Below are 18,171 nucleotides of genomic sequence, written 5' to 3' on the forward strand. Positions count from 1 at the left end.
AACACGGCATCAGCCCCCTCACCGCCCTACGCGACCTCTTCGCCGGACGGCCATGGATGCTGCCCGCAACCAGCTGAAACCCCTAAACAGTTACGGATGATCACCCACTTCAGCGAGGATTCCTCGGTCAGCCGGAAGTGGTTGCGGGTCATTCGTACATTGTTCGAGCTGGTGATCTTCGACGTGTCGCTGTTCGTCCACTTCAGGCCCTCGAAGGTGACGTACGATGAGTTCGCCACCTCCAGCTGCCCGTCGTCGATCACTGCCTTGCCGCGGTTTTTCGCGACGACGGTGATGGGCCGGTCAGCGGTTCCGCTCTTGCCGGACATTTTGCCGATCGAATATTGCCCGTCCGCGAGCACGATACGGTCCCCGGCCTGCGCGCCCTCGAACGCGCTGTGCAACTGGTCCGAGTCTGCGACCTGGACGGTGCGGCCGGGGCCCTGATCCCCGTCGTCGCCGCCTTCGCTGTCGGCCCCGTAGATGGTTGTCTCGGTGATGCTGGTCCAGTCGTTGGACGTGTTGCCGTGGCCGACGATGCGCAGGTAGCGGGCGGAGGCGTCTGCGAAGTCGTAGTTCTGCGGCTGAAGTGTGGTGCCGCTGCTGGTTTTTCGTGCCAGGGCTGTTGTCCACGATGATCCGTCGTCGGACAGTTCAACGTCGAAGGTGTCCTTTCTGGTGTCCCCCTTGTGCCAGGCGAGCGACACCGAGCCGATGGTCTGTGCCGAGCCGAGGTCGTAGCGGATCCATACCCCGTCGCCCTCGGCGGACCAGCGGGTGCTCAGATCGTTGTCGAGGGTGTTGGCGGCAACGTTGCCGTCATCGGAACTGGCCGAGACTTCCGTGACGTTCACCGGAGAACCGTCGTTCGACGCGACCGGGTACGTCCGGACCCAGTCGACCTCGAACACGGCCGGGCGTAGACCGCTGTCGCCTGTGAAGTTGTCGAGCTGAATGACGAGATTCCCCAGAGGCATCGCCTGGATGTTCCCCCGGTCGTCGTCGGCGCCGTCCGACATTCGGAACCATTCCTCACCGTCGACGTAGCCGACCAGCGCTTCCGGTGTCCACTCGAAGGCGAAGTTGTGCCACTCGGTCATGTCCACGGGGCAGAGTTCGTGGTGTTCCTTCTTGTCCGACGGGCTCTGCGGGTAGTGCAGCCACGCCGTGAGGCACTGCGCGTCGGGATTCGAGTACTCGACCCAGTCGTACTCCCCATTTTCGAGCCGGTTGTCTGCGGTGGGCCAGATCAGGTGCAGTGGATGGTAGAGTCCGCCGTCCGAGCCAATGTTCCGTGAGCGGGACCGGATTTCCCACCGACCGTACTGGGTGTCACGCTTCTGCCTGATCCATCCCGTGTCGCCGTTCGCCTCGCCGTGCATGGTGAGAATGCCGTCCGCAACGGTGCTGTTCTTCCCGCACCGGCGGCCGTTTCCGCCGTGACCTTTCCAGCATTGGGCCGTACCGCCGACGTTGCCTGACGGTACATCCCACTTCGCGGGGTCGACCGGGCCGGTGTAGTCGAACTCGTCGGATATCGGCAGCGGTGTACCCCAGCCGTACCGTTCGGCGGCCTGCGTCGAGTCCTCGTCTTCTCCTTGGCCGTCGCCGTGCGTGACGCTCAGCCCGTAGATCTCCACCTGGCCGTAGTTGTCGTCGCTGCACGGCGATGAGTTGCCGCAGTTGGCTTGCGTGTACGCGCCTGCCTTGAAGTAGCCGCCGGAGAAGTCTTTCGAGAGCGTGGTCTGCAGCTCACCGTTGTAATAAGCTTTGATTTCGCCATCACTGACCACGAACTTCGCCTGGAACTCCGTGCCCAGCTCGTAGTCGTCCGTCACCAGCTTGTGATGGCTGGTATCACCGTCGGTGATGTAGAGCTTGCTGCCTTCCAAGCGGAAGACCGAGACGTCGTCGTCGGCGTCATGGATCTGTCCGGCGACCACATTTGGCCTCTCCTCGGGAAGAGCCGTGATGGCTTGATCGATCACCATCGTGTGCGTGCCGGATGTCGATGACCAACTCGCCTTGGTCTGCCCCGAGTCTGTCATCTCGCGCAGTTCCGAGCGGGGGTAGTTGGAGCCGCTGGTGGTGACCCCGTTGACGGCGGCACGGAACTGAACAGCGTCGCAATCCGGGGATGCGGTGAACCACGGGTCGTTCGAGTACGTGGCAAGTAGTGGTTGTTTGACGTTGGTCGGCGACTCTTCCTCGCCAACAGGCAGCCCGATATACCAGTTCGTCAGGTCCAGCACGTCGGCCGGGTACTCACAAGTGCCGCTGCCACCGTCATCCCCGCCGTCGGCCCCGTTGACGGTTGTCTCGGTGATGCTGGTCCAGTCGTTGGACGTGTTGCCGTGGCCGACGATGCGCAGGTAGCGGGCGGAGGCGTCGGCGAAGTCGTAGTTCTGCGGCTGAAGTGTGGTGCCGCTGCTGGTTTTTCGTGCCAGGGCTGTTGTCCACGATGATCCGTCGTCGGACAGTTCAACGTCGAAGGTGTCCCTTCTGGTGTCCCCCTTGTGCCAGGCGAGCGACACCGAGCCGATGGTCTGTGCCGAGCCGAGGTCGTAACGGATCCATACCCCGTCGCCCTCGGCGGACCAGCGGGTGCTCAGATCGTTGTCGAGGGTGTTGGCGGCAACGTTGCCGTCATCGGAACTGGCCGAGACTGCTGTGACCTCCAACGGAGAACCCGGAGAACCCTCGGCCGACGCGACCGGCTGGTACACACCCGAGACTCCGACGGCTAACATCCCCACCAGAAGTGCACGATATATTCGTCTCATAGGGCCTCACTTTGGCTGAAAGCGCCAGATCAACCAAGGCGGTTGAGCTGGCGCTGAACGGTTGTGGTTGAACACCGTAAGGTTGTGAACGGTGATGCCGCGTTCCAAGCCACGACCGCGTCGGAGAGCTTCGTCCCAGCTGTGTGGCGCCATGGTGAGTGACCCGGTCGGGCTCCGACATGCGGGCCACGCTGTCAGACACACGGCGGGACCGGTCCCGAACACCGCACCCCTCAAGACCGGAACGACAACAGCTCCTGAGTAGGGTCGGGGACTGGCGCGGTGGCTGATGCTCCGTTTCCAGTCCCCGCCGCTTCAAACCGTACGTGGCGACATCTCGCGCTTCTCCTCGGCACGGAAGCTGGCCTCGTGGGCCGGGCTCACCCCGACGGTGCGCGGTTCGGACCGTACCGTGCGCTACGGGCACATCTCCAAGCAGGGCGATCCGTGGCTGCGCTGGATCATGTGTGAGGCCGCGCAGCGGGCGAAGCGGAGCCCGGCCTACGCCGACACCTACACCCGGCTCGCCCGGCGGCGTGGCAAGCAGATCGCCACGACCGCGATCGCCCACAAACTCCTCACCCACGCCTACCACTTGCTGCGCGAGGACGAGACCGCGCAAGCTCCCAAGGAGGCGGGCGCCTCCACGTGACGATCACTCCCGACGGACGGGACACCAAGCCCCGGGCGAGCTCGCAGCTTCGCATGAGCCGGCCCTGCCGCGCTCGATGACCTGAATGAGCAGCCCGGCCCCCGGACCAGGGTCATGGCCCCGCCCGGCAAGGCGGGGCCGAATGGGTGCGTGCGAGTCCTCTCCGCATGACCGTGAACTCCGGAGAACCACAACAAGGCGTCCCCGTCTTAGCAGCGACAACAACCCGGCGCGCACGGCTCATCAGCGCATCGGGGCGGGCGTTTGCGGCCCTTGACAGCCCCAGCCCTCATGGGTGCTGAGGTGCCAGGTGGTTTGAGGATGCTGGAGCTCGTTGTTCTCAAACGACCTGGCTTTTGCGGAAGTCTTGTTCGCGGTGGAGGCAGAAGCGCCGGTAGAGGGGGCCTGGGTTCCGAGGGTGGTGTAGATCCGGGCGAATCGTCGGCTCAGTTCTGCTGTCGTGGCGAGATAGAGCTCTTTGGGATCGATGGTGTCGTTCGGAGGGTTGAGGATCAGGTTCGCCAGCACCACGATCTCGGGGAACGCCGCGAGGTGGTGGCGGTCCTCGGCGGGGATCTTCTTGCTGACGGGGTGCTTCTCGATGCGATCGAGGCGGTTGGTCCACTCGCTGCCGAGGTCGATCGGCATGCCGGAGGAAGACCACTCCTCGACGATCTTTCGTGCGAGGTCGAGGGCCTGTCCGAGTTGCCGGTGGCGGCGGGCGAGTTGGTCGAGTCGCCGCTGAGCTGGGATGACTACCGGTGGATGCGTGAACGGGATGTCATGGGTCGAGCGGGTCCAGCGTTGGTGACGCCAGCACAGGTGCTGGTGAGGGGGCAGGACGAGAATCACCAGGAGGGGGTCGGCCCTGTTCTCGTATAGCTACCGCCAGGTGACGTGTAGCGCTGAGTAACTACTTGGGGCTGCGGTCGCGCTGCTGGAGGGCGGCGAAGTCGGCGTGCGCCGTCTCCACGGCCTCCGGGTACGCCTGGGTCTTCTCGTGCTCGGCCAGCGCCCGGTAGATGCTGGAGAGGCTGGGGCTCTGTCCTTTGCGGCGGCCGGCGGGGATGAGCAGGTCGGGCTGGATGTCCTCGACGGTCTCGCCGTTCGCGCGGCGGCGGAGCACGGTGTGCAGCATGTCGTCGGTGATGACCGGGGGCCGACCGCCGTGGTGAGAGCATCTCACGGTACCGCTATCGCCCTCAGCTACTTGTCACTTCGTCGTGGCTCCGCGGGAGGACCTTCTCGTCAGCCCAACAGTGCATCGTAGTCAGGGAGTTGAAGATGGGAGTACAGGACGCGCAGGACACTGCCAAGAGACTGCGGGTGGTCAGCGACGAGCCCGCGGACCGTTTCTATGAGCGGGATGACGTGGTGCGGACGCTGGTGGTGACGCTGCTGGCCGGACAGCACTCTTTAGTGCTCGGCCCGCCCGGAACGGCGAAGTCCGAGATGGCCCGGGAGCTCACGGGCAGATTCGAGGGGGCGTCCTACTGGGAGATCCTCCCGTCGAAGTTCACCGCGCCGACGAGGATGTTCGGTCCCATCGACGTCGCCGCGCTGGCCCGGGGTGAGTACCGCCAGGTGTACGAAGGCCGTGCCACGACCGCGCACGTCGCGTTCATCGACGAGATTTTCAAGTGCTCCACGGCGGCGCTGAACGAGACGTTGGGCTACCTCAACGAGCGGATCTACCACCCCGAGAACGGCGGCGAGCCGATCCGCTGCCCCCTGATCGGGGCCATCACGGCGAGCAACGAACTGCCCAGCGAAGAGGATGCGGCCGCGATCTACGACCGGCTGCTGGTGCGGGTCGAGGTCGGGTACCTGGAAGATCCCTCGAACTTCGCCGTGCTGGTCCGCTCCGCCGTCAGCCGCCCGGCGGCGCCGACACGGACCACGGTCGAACTGACCGCGTTGCAGCACGCCGTGACCGAAGCCGTCCCGGCCGTGGACGTCCCCGACGTGATCGTGGATGCGGTGTGTACGCTGCGGGCCGCCCTGCGCCGCAAGGAACTCGTCGCCTCTGACCGCCGCTGGCGGCAGGCGGTGGGCCTGCTCCAGGCGTCCGCGTACCTCGACGGCCGCCCGGCAGTCGCCGAGAGAGACCTGTCGGGGTTAACCCACGTGCTGTGGGACTCCCCCGCCGAGCGCCCGACCGTCGAGCGCGAGGTGCTGCACCTGGTCAACCCCGACGCCAAGGAGGCACTCGACCTGGCCGACACCATCGATGAGCTGGAGGCCCAGCTCTACGCCATGGCCGGGCAGTCCCGCGAGGCGCTGAGCGAGTGGGTCATCAAGAAGGCCCACAACCAGCTCGCCATGGCGGGGAAGCGGCTGGAGAAGCTGCGCGAGGAGGCGGCGGGCGCCGTCCGCTCCACCGCCGCCATCGACCGAGTCACCGGCCGCCAGCGCGCCGTCCGCGCTCGCGTCCTCACCGAGGCTCTCGGCGTGGACGCGAGCATGGTGCAGGCCCAGCTCTGAACACCGGGGGAGGATCAGGATCAGGACCATGGGCGAGACACCGAGCAAGCTGGGCGAGCCGGCGAGCCAGGCCGGGAAGTGGCTGGACCTGTCCGCCGCCGCTCCCGAGCGGCACACCATGGCCGTGGTCGCGGACCGATTCGACCGGATCACATGGCGCAACACCTACGAGCAGTCGGCCGGACTGCGCGAGCTGGTCGAGGAGCTGAACGAGCGCTACGACCACTACGACCACACCACCGACCTTCTGACCGACGCGTTCCTGGCCGCCTACAAGGTCCGACCGCGGTTGCGCGAGCGCGCGGAGATGACCCCTTCCCGGCTGGTCAACCACCAGGTCATCACCTCACTGGTGGAGTCACCGGAGTTCACCGAGCTGCGCCGGGAGACGGCTGGCGACCCCTACGCCGCCGCCATGGCCGTGCTTGCCCAGGCCACCGCGCTGCGCCGGATGCTGGAGCGCTCCCGGGATGCCCAGGAACAGGCCGAGCAGGCGAAGAAGGCCCAGCGGGACGCCGATGGCGCGGCGACCGCCGTGGGCGAGGCGCTCCAGCAGTCCGCCGATGAGGCCGACGAGGAGGGCACCGTGCCGGCCCCGGCCGCCGACGCCGTACAACAGGCGATCGAGGCCGCCGAGGCCACTGCGCGGCAGGCGGCCCAGGACGCCGCGCAGGCCCTCACGGCAGCGGCCCCTGGTATCCGTGGCGCCGCGCGGAACGCGGCAGCGAAGGCCGCCGAGGCCGCGCGGGAGGAGGCCGCCCTCATGCGGGCATGGGGCGTTGGTCCCGGCGAGCTGGAGCGGATGCCGTTCGACCAGCGCGCTCGGCTCGCCGAGCGGCTGCGCACCGGCCGTCTCGCACAGTGGGCCGAGCTGATCGGTCGCTTCCGGCAGATGGCCGGCGGTGAGCGCGCTCGCAAGGTGGAGAACGCCGCCGGGGAGCTGGTCGGCGTCACGCTCGGCAATGACCTCTCCCGCGTCATCCCCTCCGAGCTGGCCAGCCTCGGCCTGCCTGAGCTGCGTGCGGTGTTCGCCGCGCGCTACGCCGCCGGGGAGCTGATGCTCTATGACAGCCAGGGAGAGCAGACCACCGGCCGGGGCGCCATCATCGCGTGCGTCGACACCTCGCACTCCATGTACGAGGCAGGGCCCGGCGGGGTCACCCGGGAGGCGTGGGCCAAGGCGTGCGCCCTGGCACTGCTGGATCAGGCCCGCCACGCGGGGCGTGACTTCGTCGGCATCCTGTTTTCCGCCGCCGACAAGCTCCAGGTCTTCCGCTTCCCGGCCGACCGGCCCGCCGACATTGCCCATGTACTCGACTTCGCGGAGACCTTCTTCGGCGGTGGCACCAACTACCAGAGGCCGCTGACAGCGGCCGGCGAACTGCTGAAGGAGGAGTTCAACGACGCCGCCCGCACGCGCGGCGACATCGTGATGCTCACCGACGACGATTGCGGCGTCACCGAGGAATGGATGCGCGGCTGGAACGACGCCAAGCACCTGCTGGGCTTCCGGGTCTTCGGCGTGGCCATCGGCGCCCCGCGCGCCGCCGAAGCCGACTCGGTCCTGGACGCCCTGTGTGACAACCTCCGCTCCATCGAGGACCTCACCGACGTCCACGCCGCCGCCGACCTCTTCCGCGTTATCTAACCCGACCTCCTCCCCCGCCACCCCGACACAAGAGAGGATCCGTTCCCGCAGCTGGGCACCCGTCGACCAGGGCCCCACCCGCTGGCACCCTGCCTTGCCCCGGCTGCGCCCCGCGCAGGACCTGACCCGAGCGGCCGAACGGGTGACGGGGCGGGGCGGGGCGGGGCGCTCAACGCTCCAAGATCACCCCATGGCGGGTTTCTGGCGTATCAGTTTTCCGTACCCCGACTACGGTCGGCCGACCCCCGCGCGCTGCGGTGCGTTCCACGGTCACTCGTGCTCCTCCGTCGGTCCGGCCCCCGGGCGTGGGGCGTAGGCTCGTCTCCATGCCCGATGGAGGCGGACACATGTGCCCCGGTGACCAGTGGTGGCAGCTTCACACGTGTAAGGAGCACACGCACCCCCCGTACGGGGAGACATGGGGTCATCGCTTCAGCCCGACCGATAAGCCGGTTGAGCGGGATGCGCAGGGGAGGTCTTGATGCCAGACGAGCTGATGGAGCGGGTTGGCAGGAACCGCACGTGGGCGAGGAAGTGTTATATGCCTCCTCGCTGGGAGGCCAGAACCGGCGACCACGCACCGTGATTGCGACCCCTCACAGGCACGAGGAATACGCGACCCGCGATTACGCGAGGTCGCCAGTTTCATGCCCCCTCTTGCAATCTACAGAGGCGCCCGCCCATACCTGCCTAGCCTGCGCGTTTCGCTTGCCGACGTGTCCGGATCTTGGGCGGAAACATGAAAGTGCCTTCTGAGCTGGGATGATGAGGCTTGTCCAGGGCTTCTGTCACCACAGCAGGAAGGCACTTTCTGCGTGCACACTACCGGGTCGCGTCCCAAGCTCATCGTCTCGGCCGACGGTCGCGGAGTGGTCAGCCACGCCGGATCCCGCCTGCTGGCCGATCTCGCCGATGCCACGGGCCTGACCGGCTCCTTCGCCAACGCGCTGCACCGGTTGCGGCCGCGCGGCACCGGCCACGATCCCGGCCGGGTGGCGGTCGACTTGGCGGTGATGCTCGCCGACGGCGGCGAGGCAATAGCCGACCCGGCTCTCCTGCGCGACCAGCGCGAGGTATTCGGTCCGGTCGTCTCCACCCCCACCGCCTGGCGCGTCCTGGCCGACATCGACACCACCGCACTCGCGGCACTGCGCACGGCCCGCGCCGCTGCCCGGGAGACCGCCTGGCTGCAGGCCGCCGAGACGCGGCGCGGGATACCGGTCTCCCGCGCGGGCGAACGCGACCTGCCCGGCCTGGTCCCGGACCTCGACGCCACCCTCGTCACCTGCCACTCCGAAAAGGAACAGGCGGCCGCCACCTACAAACACGGCTTCGGCTTCCATCCGCTGCTGTGCTTCCCGGACAACACCGGCAAGGCCCTGACCGGCCTGCTGCGGCCGGGCAACGCCGGCGCGAACACCGCGAGCGACCACATCACCGTCCTGGACGCCGCCCTCGCCCAGATCCCCGATGCCCACCGCCACGGCACCACCATCCTCACCCGCACCGACAGCACCGACAGCACCGACAGCACCGCCGGCGGCGCCGGCGGCGCCAAAGCATTCCTGACCCACCTGCGAAATCTGCGGGCTCAGGGCATCCAGACCTTCTTCTCCGCCGGACACCCCGTCACCGAACCGGTCCGGCGCGCGATCCGGACCCTGCCCGACCGCATCTGGCACCCGGCCCTGGAACAGGACGGATCCCTGCGCGGCTCAGCCGAGGTCGCCGAGCTGACCGGCATGATCGACCTGGCCGGACATCCCGACGGCACCCGCACCATCGTGCGACGTGAGCGCCCGCATCCCGGCGCCCAGCTCTCCCTGTTCGACCTCGACCAGGGCATGCGCCACCAGGTCTTCCTCACCCACACTCCCATCGCGGGCGGCGGCGGATCCATCCAGCACCTCAAGATCCGCCACCGCGCGCACGCCCGCCTCAAGGACCGCATCCGCTGCGGCAAAACCACCGGCTCCGACCGCTTTCCTTCCCGGCTCTTCCAGGTTTCAACGCGGCCTGGGCTGGAGCTGTCCCTGACCGCAATCGACCTGCTCACCTGGACCCGCACCCTGCTGCTGGACGGCGAACCGGCCACCGCCGAGCCGAAGAAGCCCCGCTACCGACTGCCGCACGCCGCTGCCCGTATCACCCGTGGAGGCCGCCGCCTCCACCTGCGGATCGCCGCCACCTGGCCCTGGCGACATGAACTGGCGAACGCTTTCGCCTGCCTCGCGGCCCTACCGAGACCAGCCACCTGACCAACCGCGCTGCCGCTGCCCACCCACAACCCGAGGAACCCGGAGCACCCGACCCGAGCGCCGGGCCCCAGGCATACCCACCCGCCGACAGTCACGGCCCACCGCAGTCAGCCCAGCTCAGCCAACCCAACTGAAACGGGGAGGCTAACCTGCCTCACACCTCTCCGGGGTCGAGTAGGAACCATGCAGAGAGTGCAGTTTGGTGTCACATGATTTGACACCCGGGTTGAACTGGCTGTTCGCTGTGCCGCGTGGATGAAGTGAGTGACCCGCGGGTGGAGTTCCTGCGCTCGGATGTGGAGCGGTTCTGTCGGGAGTTGGACGGGCTGGCCCCGGCGCTCCGGATGCGGCTGCTGGAGGAGCTGCGTGGCGCGCTGGTGGGTGCGTTGGACGAGGCCCGGGTCGAGGCGATGGCCGCCGCTGCGGATGAGGGGTGGGGGCTGCGGAGGATCGGGGCGTTCTGCGGGGTCTCGCACGAGCAGGTACGGCGCCTGCTGGCCGAGCGGGCCGGGGGCGGGCCTTCGGTCAGCTGACGACCGTCTCCCGCGTCGTACGGAGGGGGCGGAGCGATGGTGGTCGACGCCGTCCGGCTGTGCACCCGTCCGGATGGCATCGACGTACGCATGGGTTCGACGTACGCATATTGATTGCGGAAGGCGGCGAGCGGATGGGGCCGGACGAGCGGGAAGCACTGTTCGAGCGGGCACGGGACCTTTCCGCACAGCAGCGGACCTGGTCCGACGCCGATGCAGTGTGGGGCAAGGTCATCGACGCGTACCGTGCCGCCGTCCGGGACGCGCGGAAGCCGGACCGCAACGACGAGCGGCAGTTGGCCCGGGCACTGTGGCGGCGTTCGATGCTGTTGTCGATGATGGGGCGTGCCGCCGACGGGTTGGCACCAGGCAGGCAGGCCGTGACGCTGTTCGAGCAGCTCAACGAAGCTGTCGCCCAAGAGGAGCGCGACGTGACCGCGCCCCGGCGGGACGAGGCGCTCGCGGAGCTCATCACCGCCATGGTCGACCTGGGGGAAGTCGCGTTCGCCACCGGGGACGCCGACGCCCGCATCGCGCTGGTCGACCAGGCGCTCGGCGTCGGGCCGCGCACTGTGCAGCCGCCCGCCGCGGGGCGGCGACGGCGACCGGCTACCACAACTACGCAACCGCGCTGCTGCACCGGCATCTGGAGCGGGGCGGGGGTGCCCAGGAAGCGGCGCTCGCCGGGTCGCGGGCGCTCCAGCTGCGCCAGGAGCTGCTCGACCCGGGGCGCCCGATCAGCATGTGGGAGCTGGGCAACACCTACGCGATCTACGCGCAGTGTCTCGCGCTGATCGGCGAGCTCGACCGGGCCAGGATGGTGCTCAAGCTCGGCGAGGAACTCGTCGGCGTGCTGGGGCCGGCGGGCGCCGGCATCGTCGCCAAGCTGGGGGCCGCCGCGAAGGTGGTGGACGCCGCGCGCAAGTCGGCCAAACGGCGCCCGTGGGGGCGGGGGCGCTGATCCCTTCCGGTATGCGTGGCCGTCGGGAACGACCTGTTGGCTCAGCTCGCCGGGTTGCGGTTGCGCGAGCGGTGGGACGGACGGACGCGGCTTTCCGTGGAAGCGGCACGTTCGAGCGTTTGGCCACCGTGATCAGGGCCACCCGGAGGGCACCGGAGGTGGGCCGCCCGGCGAGGAGGCGACATGGGATCAGCCAACATCTTCGTGCTGGGGCTCGACAAGCAGAACCTCAAGACGCTGCGGGACGTGCCGCACGCCGAGGAGTACCGGTTCCACCCGCTGCTGAGCCGGGACGAGCTGCAGGGGGGCGAGATCCCGGTGCCCGAGCTGCTGGAGAAGGCGGAGCGGGAGCTTGAGGAAGCCTCGGTGACAATCGACGCGATCGTCGGGTACTGGGACTTCCCGGTGAGCACCATGACGCCGATTCTGTGCCGTCGTTTCGGACTGTCCTCCGCCGACCTGGAAGCGGTGGTCAAGTGCGAGCACAAGTACTGGAGCAGGCTCGAACAGCAGAAGGTGACCGATGCGCACCCCCGGTTCGCGCTGCTCGACCTCGACAAGCCCGTCCGGCCGCCGGAGGGCCTGCGCTATCCGATGTGGATCAAGCCGGTCAAGTCGTACGCCTCCCAGCTCGCCTTCCGGGTGACGGACGACGCCCAGTTCCATGCGGCGGTGGCGGAGGTCCGGGAGGGCATCGGCAGGATCGGCAGGGCGTTCGAGTACATTCTCCGGCGGCTCGACCCTCCGCCCGAGATCGCCGCGGCCGGCGGCGGGGCGTGCCTTGTGGAGGAGGCGCTCTCCGGGGCGCAGGCGACCGTGGAGGGGTACTCCCAGGCGGGACACATCAAGATCTACGGGGTGGTCGATTCCGTCACCTACCCCGACAGCTCAAGCTTCCTGCGATACCAGTACCCGTCCACTCTGCCGCCGCACATTCTGCGCCGGCTGGAGGACGTCTCCCAACGGGTGATCGCGCAGATCGGGCTGGACAACTCGACGTTCTGCATCGAGTACTTCTGCTGGCCCGAAGAAGGCACCGTCAGCCTTCTGGAGATCAATCCACGGCATTCGCAGTCGCATGCCGAGTTGTTCGAGCAGGTCGACGGCTTCCCGAACCACCACTGCATGATCAGTATCGCGCTCGGCCGGGACCCGCGCCTGCCCCACCGGCAGGGCCCGTACAACGTCGCGGCCAAGTGGTTCCTGCGCCGCTTCCAGGGCGGAAGGGTCCGGCACCGGGCCTCGGACGCGGACATCGACCGCCTGCCGCGCACGATCCCCGGGGTGGTGGATGTGGTCCCGATCGTCGACGTGGGCATGCGGCTGTCCGAGTCGCCACACACCCACAACAGCTACAGCTACGAGCTCGCCCACATCTACGTCGCAGCCGACGACGAACAGGAACTGCGGCAGAGGTACGACCGCTGCGTGGCAGCGCTGGACTTCCGCGTCGAGAACGACGCGGAAGGAGGTGAGTTGTGTGATGCGTGAGGTGACCTCGCTGCCGTATGCGATCAGTGAGGAAGAGCACCTGTGGATTCCGCTGTCCGACGGCACTCGGCTCTCGGCCCGCGTCTGGCGCCCGGTCTCCTCGGACGACGAACCGGTACCCGCGATCCTGGAGTACATCCCGTACCGCAAACGGGACCTGACCGCGGTCCGCGACTCCATCCACCACCCCTACATGGCAGGCCACGGATACGCCTGCGCACGCGTCGATCTGCGCGGCACCGGTGAATCCGAAGGGGTGCTCACCGACGAGTACCTGGAGCAGGAGCAGGCCGACGCCGAAGAAGTCCTCGCCTGGCTCGCCGACCAGCCGTGGTGCAACGGGCGGACAGGGATGATGGGCATCTCCTGGGGCGGCTTCAACGCCCTGCAGGTCGCGGAACGGCAGCCGCCGAGCCTGGGCGCGATCGTCATCGTCTCCTTCACCGACGACCGCTACGCCGACGACATGCACTTCATGGGCGGCTGCCTGCTGTCGGACAACCTGTCGGAGGCGTCCACCATGTTCGCCCACACCTCATGCCCGCCCGACCCGGCGGTGGTCGGCGAACGCTGGCGGGAGATGTGGCTGCAGCGCCTGGAGGGCAGCGGTCTGTGGCTGCACGAGTGGCTGAGGCACCAGCGTCGGGACGAGTACTGGCGGCACGGCTCGGTCAGCGAGAACTACCAGAACGTGCGGTGCCCCGTCTTCGCCGTCAGCGGGTGGGCCGACGGGTACTCCAACGCGGTGTTCCGGCTGATGGAGCACTTGGACGTGCCACGCATGGGGCTGATCGGGCCGTGGTCGCACAAGTACCCGCATCTGGGGGTGCCGGGGCCGGCGATCGGGTTCCTGCAGGAAGTGGTGCGCTGGTGGGACCGCTGGCTGAAGAAGATCGACAACGGTACGACCCACGAGCCGACGCTGCGCGTCTGGATGCAGGAGAGCATGCCTCCGTCCACCGCGTACGAGGAGCGTCCGGGCCGCTGGGTCGGGGAGCCCTCATGGCCTTCGCCGCACACCCGTACGGAGGAATTCCCGCTGGCCCACTACCGCATCTGCGGGCAGGGGGAACAGGTCGACGAGGAGGAACTGACCGTCGAGTCGCCGCTGTCGGTGGGGCAGTTCGCCGGAAAGTGGTGCTCCTACGCGGCTCCCCCCGACCTGCCCTACGACCAGCGGGAGGAGGACGGCGGTTCGCTGGTCTTCAACACCGACCTGCTGCCCGACCGGTGCGAGATCCTCGGCGCGCCCGTCGTGGAGCTGGACCTCGCGGTGACCGAGCCCGTGGCGATGGTCGCCGTCCGGCTATCCGACGTGGCCCCGGACGGCCGCGCGACCCGCGTCACGTTCGGCATGCTCAATCTCACCCATCGTGACGGCGACGAGGCCCCGGAGCCCCTGGTCCCCGGCCGACGGTACCGGGTGCGCTTCCAGATGAACGGGGTGGCCCAGGCGTTCCCGGCCGGGCACCGGATCCGGCTGTCGCTGTCCACCTCGTACTGGCCGCTGGCCTGGCCACCGCCACGGCCGGTGCGGGTGAGCGTGTTCACCGGGAGCAGCCGCCTTCAGCTGCCGATACGGTCGGCCGCCGAGACCGACGAGGTGACGCCGCGCCCGTTCGACGAGCCGGAAGGCGCGCCGCCGATGCCCACCACACAGGTTCGGCCGGGCGAGGAGCGATGGACGGTATCGCGTGATCTCGTCACGTACCACTCGGAGCTCCAAGTGGTAAAGGACAGCGGGGTGGTGCGTTTCGACGACCTCGGCCATGAGGTGGGACGCCACGTCTACCAGCGCTATGGCTGGGTGGCCGACGACTTCGAGTCGGTGTGGGGCAAGGTGGAGTCGACGATGTCGTTCCGCAGGGACGGCTGGGACGTCCATACCGTGACGTCCACCGTCCTGACCTGCACAGGTGAGGAGTTCCTGCTGCACGCGCGGCTCGACGGATTCGAGGGCGAGCGCCGCGTCTACTCGCGCAACTGGGCGCACACCGTGCCCCGGGATCTGCTGTGAGGCGGGGCGGATACCGCGGAGCGAATGCGCGGCCCCATGGACTGGGGCGGCGTGTCAGGGCTAGCGCGTCAGGGCTGGCGCGTCAGGGCTGGCGCGTCAGAGGCCGGCCGGAGAGCCGGCGCCTTCTGCGGATGAAGCGCTGGGGGTCCGGGACCCGGGAGACGACCGTCGGCCGCAGGACGAATCCGACCGTCGCCTCCACGCCCCAGAGGTGATCACGCTTGTCGTACGTGACCGCCGCGCGGAACTGCTTCCGCGCTTCTACTTGTTCACGCACCGCTCGTTCACGCACCGCTCGGCAGCGGTTGTGTCGGCGGTACCGGGCCTTGCCGAAGGACGAAGGTAGGACGTCAGCGCGTCTCCAGCGCCTTGAAGTCGTCTCATTTGGTGAGCCAGCGGAAGCAGACGAAGGTGCAGGCGGCGGCATCCGGCCAGCCAGGAGGTTGGGTCGGCCGCGCGGCGGGGTGTCTGCCGTGGCAGGTCCTGTTCCGCGCGGCCTCCCGCCAGGGCTTGATCAAGTTCCGTGAGTGTCTGGGTTGTTGGTGATGCCCAGGATGGCGAGTGCTCGTTCGGGTTCGTGGCGAATGGCGCGGGTGGTCTTGGCGATGTTGTCGGCTCCGAGGATCTTCAGGGTGCCGATGGCGAGGTTGCGGATGGTGGCCATGGCGCGGGGTGCGGTGCCGGTGTGAATGGTCGAGGCGTCCTCGGCGAACGTGACATCTCGGATGTAGTGGGAAGAATTTTCGATTCCCCAATGCCCGCGAATGGCGGCGGCGAGGTCGATGGGGCGGGTTTGATGGGCGGCGAGGCTGGTGACCGCGTAGACGTTCTCGCGGGTTTCGGGCCGGCCGGTGGGCTTGCGGCGGCGGTGGACCCGGATGGCGAGGTGGGCGTGGGGGAAAGCGATGCCGCCGAGGTTGTCGGCGATAGCGCAGGTTTTGATCGAGCGGGACTCGCGGCGGCCGTGGGCGGTGGCGGAGGCGGTGTGCTGGACCTTGATCGAGGTCCAGGGCAGGGCGGCGAGCTGGGCGTAGGCGGTGGGCTGGTTGGTCTTGATGACGGCGATGTAGTGGGCCTTCTTCGTCTCGACCAGCCAGGTGATGTTGGCCTTCACCGAGTGGAGGGCATCGAAGGTGACGACGGTGTCGGCGAGGTCGAGCGGTGCCAGCAGGGGTTTGAAGTGGCGCACTTCGTTGGTCTTCGCACCGGCTTCGACCTGGGCAATCGTGGCGACGCGGTCGTGGGTGACCGCCGAGAGCAGGTGACGCCGCGGCGCGGCCAGGCGGGCTGAGCCCTTGAGGGCCTTGCCGTCCACGGCGATGATCTGCCGCGATCGGGCCTCGGGCATGTCCGCGGACGCGGTGATGCGGTGCCGGTCGGCCCGGTAGGCGCCCACAGCCTGGTCCAGGGCGTCGCCGTCAAGTGCCTGAAGGACGCGTCCGAGAGTGACCGGTTTGGGGCTGCGCCGCCAGCCGAGCAGGTGACGGCGTACCCCGAGGGATGCCAGCAGCGAGTTCGTGGCCCGCTCGCCGAACTCGGCGAGTTCATCGATGCTCTTCGCACCGCAGACGGCCGCGCAGGCACACATCAGCAAGATCGCCGTCAGCGAGTACCACTGAGGTTCCCCCGAGATGCGGAGTGAGTTGACAGAGGGTCAGATGGGACTCATGAGAGGAACATCGACCATGGCCGCCCCCAGAAAGTACTCGCTGGAGTTGCGTGAGCGTGCAGTGCGGATGTACCGCACCTCCGACCCGAAGCCGCAGATCAAGAAACTCGCCGTCGACCTCGGCGTGCATCCGGAGGCCCTGCGCGGCTGGATCCGCCAGGCCGAGGCGGACGCCGGCGAGCGCGATGACCGGCTCACCACCGATGAACGCGCCGAACTCGCCGCCCTGCGCAAGGAGAATGCCCAGCTCAAGCGGGCGAACGAGGTGCTGCGGACGGCCTCGGCGTTTTTCGCGGCGCAGCTCGACCCGACCCGGCCCAGGTGACGGCGCTCCTTGACGAGCACCCCGACCTGGGGGTCGAGTGCGTACTCCGGGAACTGCACATCGCCTCCTCCACGTACTACCGCTGGCGCCGTGCCGAGCGCGAGCCCTGCGAGCGCGTCCGCCAGGACGCGGAGCTGACCGAGCAGATCCGGCAGATCCACGCCGACTCGGGCGGGATCTACGGCTCGCCGCGCGTCCACGCGGCCTTGAAGTGCGAAGGCGTGCACGTGGGCCGCAAACGGGTCGAGCGCCTGATGCGCGAGGCCGACATCGCGGGCGTCAGCCCGCGCCGGGGCAGCTTCACGCGCCGCGATCCCAAAGCCACGCTCGCCCCGGACCTGGTCGAGCGCGACTTCACGGCGCCCACGCCGAACCGGCTGTGGGTCACCGACCTCACGATGATCGCAACCAGTGAGGGACCCTTGTGGCTGTCCGCGATCCGCGACGCGTTCTCGCGCCGGGTGGTGGCCTGGGAGACCTCCGCCCGCGCGGACGCCGACCTGGTCCTGACCACCCTCGAGTACGCCCTCGCCTCCCGCGAGGTCGAGCCCGGCACACTCGTCCACCACGCCGACCACGGCTGTCAGCGTCTGTGAAGCTGACAACTCGCCTGGTGCGGGCGGGAGTTCACGCGTCCATGGGCTCGGTCGGGGACTCGTACGACAACGCTCTCGCGGAGAATTTATGGATGCTGATCAAGACGGAGTGCATCCGCGGCCGTGTCTTCGCCACCCGGGCCGAGGCGAACCTCGCGCTCTTCGAGTACATCGACGGCTTCTATAACTCCCGGCGCATCCAGAAACGGCTCGGCTACCTCAGCCCGGTCGAGTTCGAGGAGAAGCACTACGCCGACCAGGCAACGGCCGAACGAACGAACCTGAAACCCCGTCAACCCGCCCTGACCAGCTGATCAGCACCCCCCGCACACCGGGGGAACCTCACACCGGCCCCGGCGTGAGCGCGGATCCGGAACCGATTCGAGGTAGGGGCCCAGGTCAACGATCCGGTCCGCGTCCAGCGGCCCCAGCTTCTCCAGCACGGCAGGGATAGGGGAAGATGCAACAGCAGGCACGGGACATCCTCGTGATCATCTGGCTTCGACACCACAATGATCACGAACCCCCGTGCCTGCTCTGTTATCCGCCCCTACCGGCCTGACCGTCAATCCTCCACGCAAGCACGGAACTTGACGGAGCCCTGGCCTCCCGCCGAACCGGACATGACGGTTTCCCGGTCATCCGGCTCTCCAGTGACTACTGACGTTTTCTCAGCGAAATGATCTGCGCGAAGCGGTGTGAAACAGACCATGCGTGGGTGGGTCGGGCGAACTGGGCCCGGCTGCGAACAGAC

At 68.1% G+C, this 18,171-nt stretch carries 17 protein-coding genes; 12 read left to right on the forward strand and 5 right to left on the reverse strand.

Annotated features, from left to right (window positions below; all coding sequences use genetic code 11):
- Positions 1-26: 26 nt before the first annotated feature.
- A complete protein-coding gene (locus tag ACWD3C_RS45505; RefSeq protein ID WP_451154187.1) occupies positions 27-2,726 on the reverse strand; it encodes a polysaccharide lyase family 7 protein in 2,700 nt (899 codons plus the stop codon).
- A gap of 346 nt (positions 2,727-3,072) precedes the next feature.
- On the opposite strand from ACWD3C_RS45505, the gene ACWD3C_RS45510 reads away from it, so the two are divergent.
- Complete coding sequence (locus ACWD3C_RS45510) at positions 3,073-3,435, forward strand: transposase (RefSeq protein WP_451154189.1); 363 nt, start codon at positions 3,073-3,075, stop codon at positions 3,433-3,435.
- Positions 3,436-3,678: 243 nt separating this feature from the next.
- On the opposite strand, the gene ACWD3C_RS45515 is transcribed toward ACWD3C_RS45510, so the two are convergent.
- Positions 3,679-4,287, reverse strand: a complete 609-nt coding sequence (locus tag ACWD3C_RS45515) for a hypothetical protein (protein ID WP_451154191.1) — start codon at positions 4,285-4,287, stop codon at positions 3,679-3,681.
- A gap of 61 nt (positions 4,288-4,348) precedes the next feature.
- Complete coding sequence (locus tag ACWD3C_RS45520) at positions 4,349-4,621, reverse strand: hypothetical protein (RefSeq protein ID WP_451154193.1); 273 nt, start codon at positions 4,619-4,621, stop codon at positions 4,349-4,351.
- 98 nt (positions 4,622-4,719) lie between these two features.
- Between ACWD3C_RS45520 and ACWD3C_RS45525 the strand changes: the two genes are divergently transcribed.
- From ACWD3C_RS45525 to ACWD3C_RS45560, 8 genes are all read left to right on the forward strand, one after another.
- Positions 4,720-5,919, forward strand: a complete 1,200-nt coding sequence (locus ACWD3C_RS45525) for an AAA family ATPase (protein WP_451154195.1) — start codon at positions 4,720-4,722, stop codon at positions 5,917-5,919.
- Between the two features lie 28 nt (positions 5,920-5,947).
- Complete coding sequence (locus tag ACWD3C_RS45530; RefSeq protein ID WP_451154197.1) at positions 5,948-7,567, forward strand: VWA domain-containing protein; 1,620 nt, start codon at positions 5,948-5,950, stop codon at positions 7,565-7,567.
- Between the two features lie 785 nt (positions 7,568-8,352).
- The gene (locus ACWD3C_RS45535) at positions 8,353-9,825 is read left to right on the forward strand and encodes an IS1380 family transposase (protein ID WP_451154213.1); all 1,473 of its coding nucleotides are present in this window, start codon (positions 8,353-8,355) and stop codon (positions 9,823-9,825) included.
- A 251-nt stretch (positions 9,826-10,076) separates the two neighbouring features.
- Positions 10,077-10,358, forward strand: a complete 282-nt coding sequence (locus ACWD3C_RS45540; RefSeq protein WP_451154199.1) for a hypothetical protein — start codon at positions 10,077-10,079, stop codon at positions 10,356-10,358.
- A 134-nt stretch (positions 10,359-10,492) separates the two neighbouring features.
- On the forward strand, positions 10,493-11,152 hold the full coding sequence (locus tag ACWD3C_RS45545) for a hypothetical protein (protein WP_451154201.1): 660 nt from the start codon (positions 10,493-10,495) through the stop codon (positions 11,150-11,152).
- Positions 11,101-11,319, forward strand: coding sequence for a hypothetical protein (locus tag ACWD3C_RS45550; protein WP_451154203.1), 219 nt, complete (start codon positions 11,101-11,103; stop codon positions 11,317-11,319). The genes ACWD3C_RS45545 and ACWD3C_RS45550 overlap by 52 nt, the downstream gene beginning before the upstream one ends.
- A 183-nt stretch (positions 11,320-11,502) precedes the next feature.
- A complete protein-coding gene (locus tag ACWD3C_RS45555) occupies positions 11,503-12,810 on the forward strand; it encodes an ATP-grasp domain-containing protein (RefSeq protein ID WP_451154205.1) in 1,308 nt (435 codons plus the stop codon).
- Positions 12,803-14,827 carry a CocE/NonD family hydrolase gene (locus ACWD3C_RS45560; protein ID WP_451154207.1) on the forward strand — a complete coding sequence of 675 codons (2,025 nt, stop codon included), beginning with the start codon at positions 12,803-12,805 and terminating at the stop codon, positions 14,825-14,827. The genes ACWD3C_RS45555 and ACWD3C_RS45560 overlap by 8 nt, the downstream gene beginning before the upstream one ends.
- 82 nt (positions 14,828-14,909) lie before the next feature.
- Here the strand turns inward: ACWD3C_RS45560 and ACWD3C_RS45565 are convergent, their stop codons facing one another.
- Together ACWD3C_RS45565 and ACWD3C_RS45570 are read right to left on the reverse strand one after the other, a co-directional pair.
- Entirely contained in the window at positions 14,910-15,104 is a 195-nt protein-coding gene (locus ACWD3C_RS45565) for a hypothetical protein (RefSeq protein WP_451154209.1), read from the reverse strand.
- 237 nt (positions 15,105-15,341) lie between these two features.
- Entirely contained in the window at positions 15,342-16,460 is a 1,119-nt protein-coding gene (locus ACWD3C_RS45570; RefSeq protein WP_451154215.1) for an ISAs1 family transposase, read from the reverse strand.
- Between the two features lie 52 nt (positions 16,461-16,512).
- On the opposite strand from ACWD3C_RS45570, the gene ACWD3C_RS45575 reads away from it, so the two are divergent.
- From ACWD3C_RS45575 to ACWD3C_RS45585, 3 genes are read left to right on the forward strand one after another with little or no spacing between them, the layout of a single operon-like run.
- Positions 16,513-16,821 (forward strand): transposase, encoded by a 309-nt coding sequence (locus ACWD3C_RS45575; RefSeq protein ID WP_046704780.1) that lies wholly within the window; start codon positions 16,513-16,515, stop codon positions 16,819-16,821.
- The gene (locus ACWD3C_RS45580) at positions 16,818-17,417 is read left to right on the forward strand and encodes an IS3 family transposase (RefSeq protein WP_451154211.1); all 600 of its coding nucleotides are present in this window, start codon (positions 16,818-16,820) and stop codon (positions 17,415-17,417) included. The genes ACWD3C_RS45575 and ACWD3C_RS45580 overlap by 4 nt, the downstream gene beginning before the upstream one ends.
- A 17-nt stretch (positions 17,418-17,434) precedes the next feature.
- Positions 17,435-17,731 (forward strand): IS3 family transposase, encoded by a 297-nt coding sequence (locus ACWD3C_RS45585; RefSeq protein ID WP_451154217.1) that lies wholly within the window; start codon positions 17,435-17,437, stop codon positions 17,729-17,731.
- The last annotated feature ends 440 nt before the right edge of the window (positions 17,732-18,171 follow it).

The sequence above is a fragment of the Streptomyces sp. NPDC002845 genome, assembly GCF_053591955.1.

What these genes read in the sequence shown, in the direction of transcription:
- ACWD3C_RS45510 (WP_451154189.1), top strand. Translation starts at nt 3,073, where the DNA reads ATGCTCCGTTTCCAGTCCCCGCCGCTTCAAACCGTACGTGGCGACATC.
- ACWD3C_RS45525 (WP_451154195.1), top strand. Translation starts at nt 4,720, where the DNA reads ATGGGAGTACAGGACGCGCAGGACACTGCCAAGAGACTGCGGGTGGTC.
- ACWD3C_RS45530 (WP_451154197.1), top strand. Translation starts at nt 5,948, where the DNA reads ATGGGCGAGACACCGAGCAAGCTGGGCGAGCCGGCGAGCCAGGCCGGG.
- ACWD3C_RS45545 (WP_451154201.1), top strand. Translation starts at nt 10,493, where the DNA reads ATGGGGCCGGACGAGCGGGAAGCACTGTTCGAGCGGGCACGGGACCTT.
- ACWD3C_RS45550 (WP_451154203.1), top strand. Translation starts at nt 11,101, where the DNA reads ATGTGGGAGCTGGGCAACACCTACGCGATCTACGCGCAGTGTCTCGCG.
- ACWD3C_RS45555 (WP_451154205.1), top strand. Translation starts at nt 11,503, where the DNA reads ATGGGATCAGCCAACATCTTCGTGCTGGGGCTCGACAAGCAGAACCTC.
- ACWD3C_RS45560 (WP_451154207.1), top strand. Translation starts at nt 12,803, where the DNA reads ATGCGTGAGGTGACCTCGCTGCCGTATGCGATCAGTGAGGAAGAGCAC.
- ACWD3C_RS45575 (WP_046704780.1), top strand. Translation starts at nt 16,513, where the DNA reads ATGGCCGCCCCCAGAAAGTACTCGCTGGAGTTGCGTGAGCGTGCAGTG.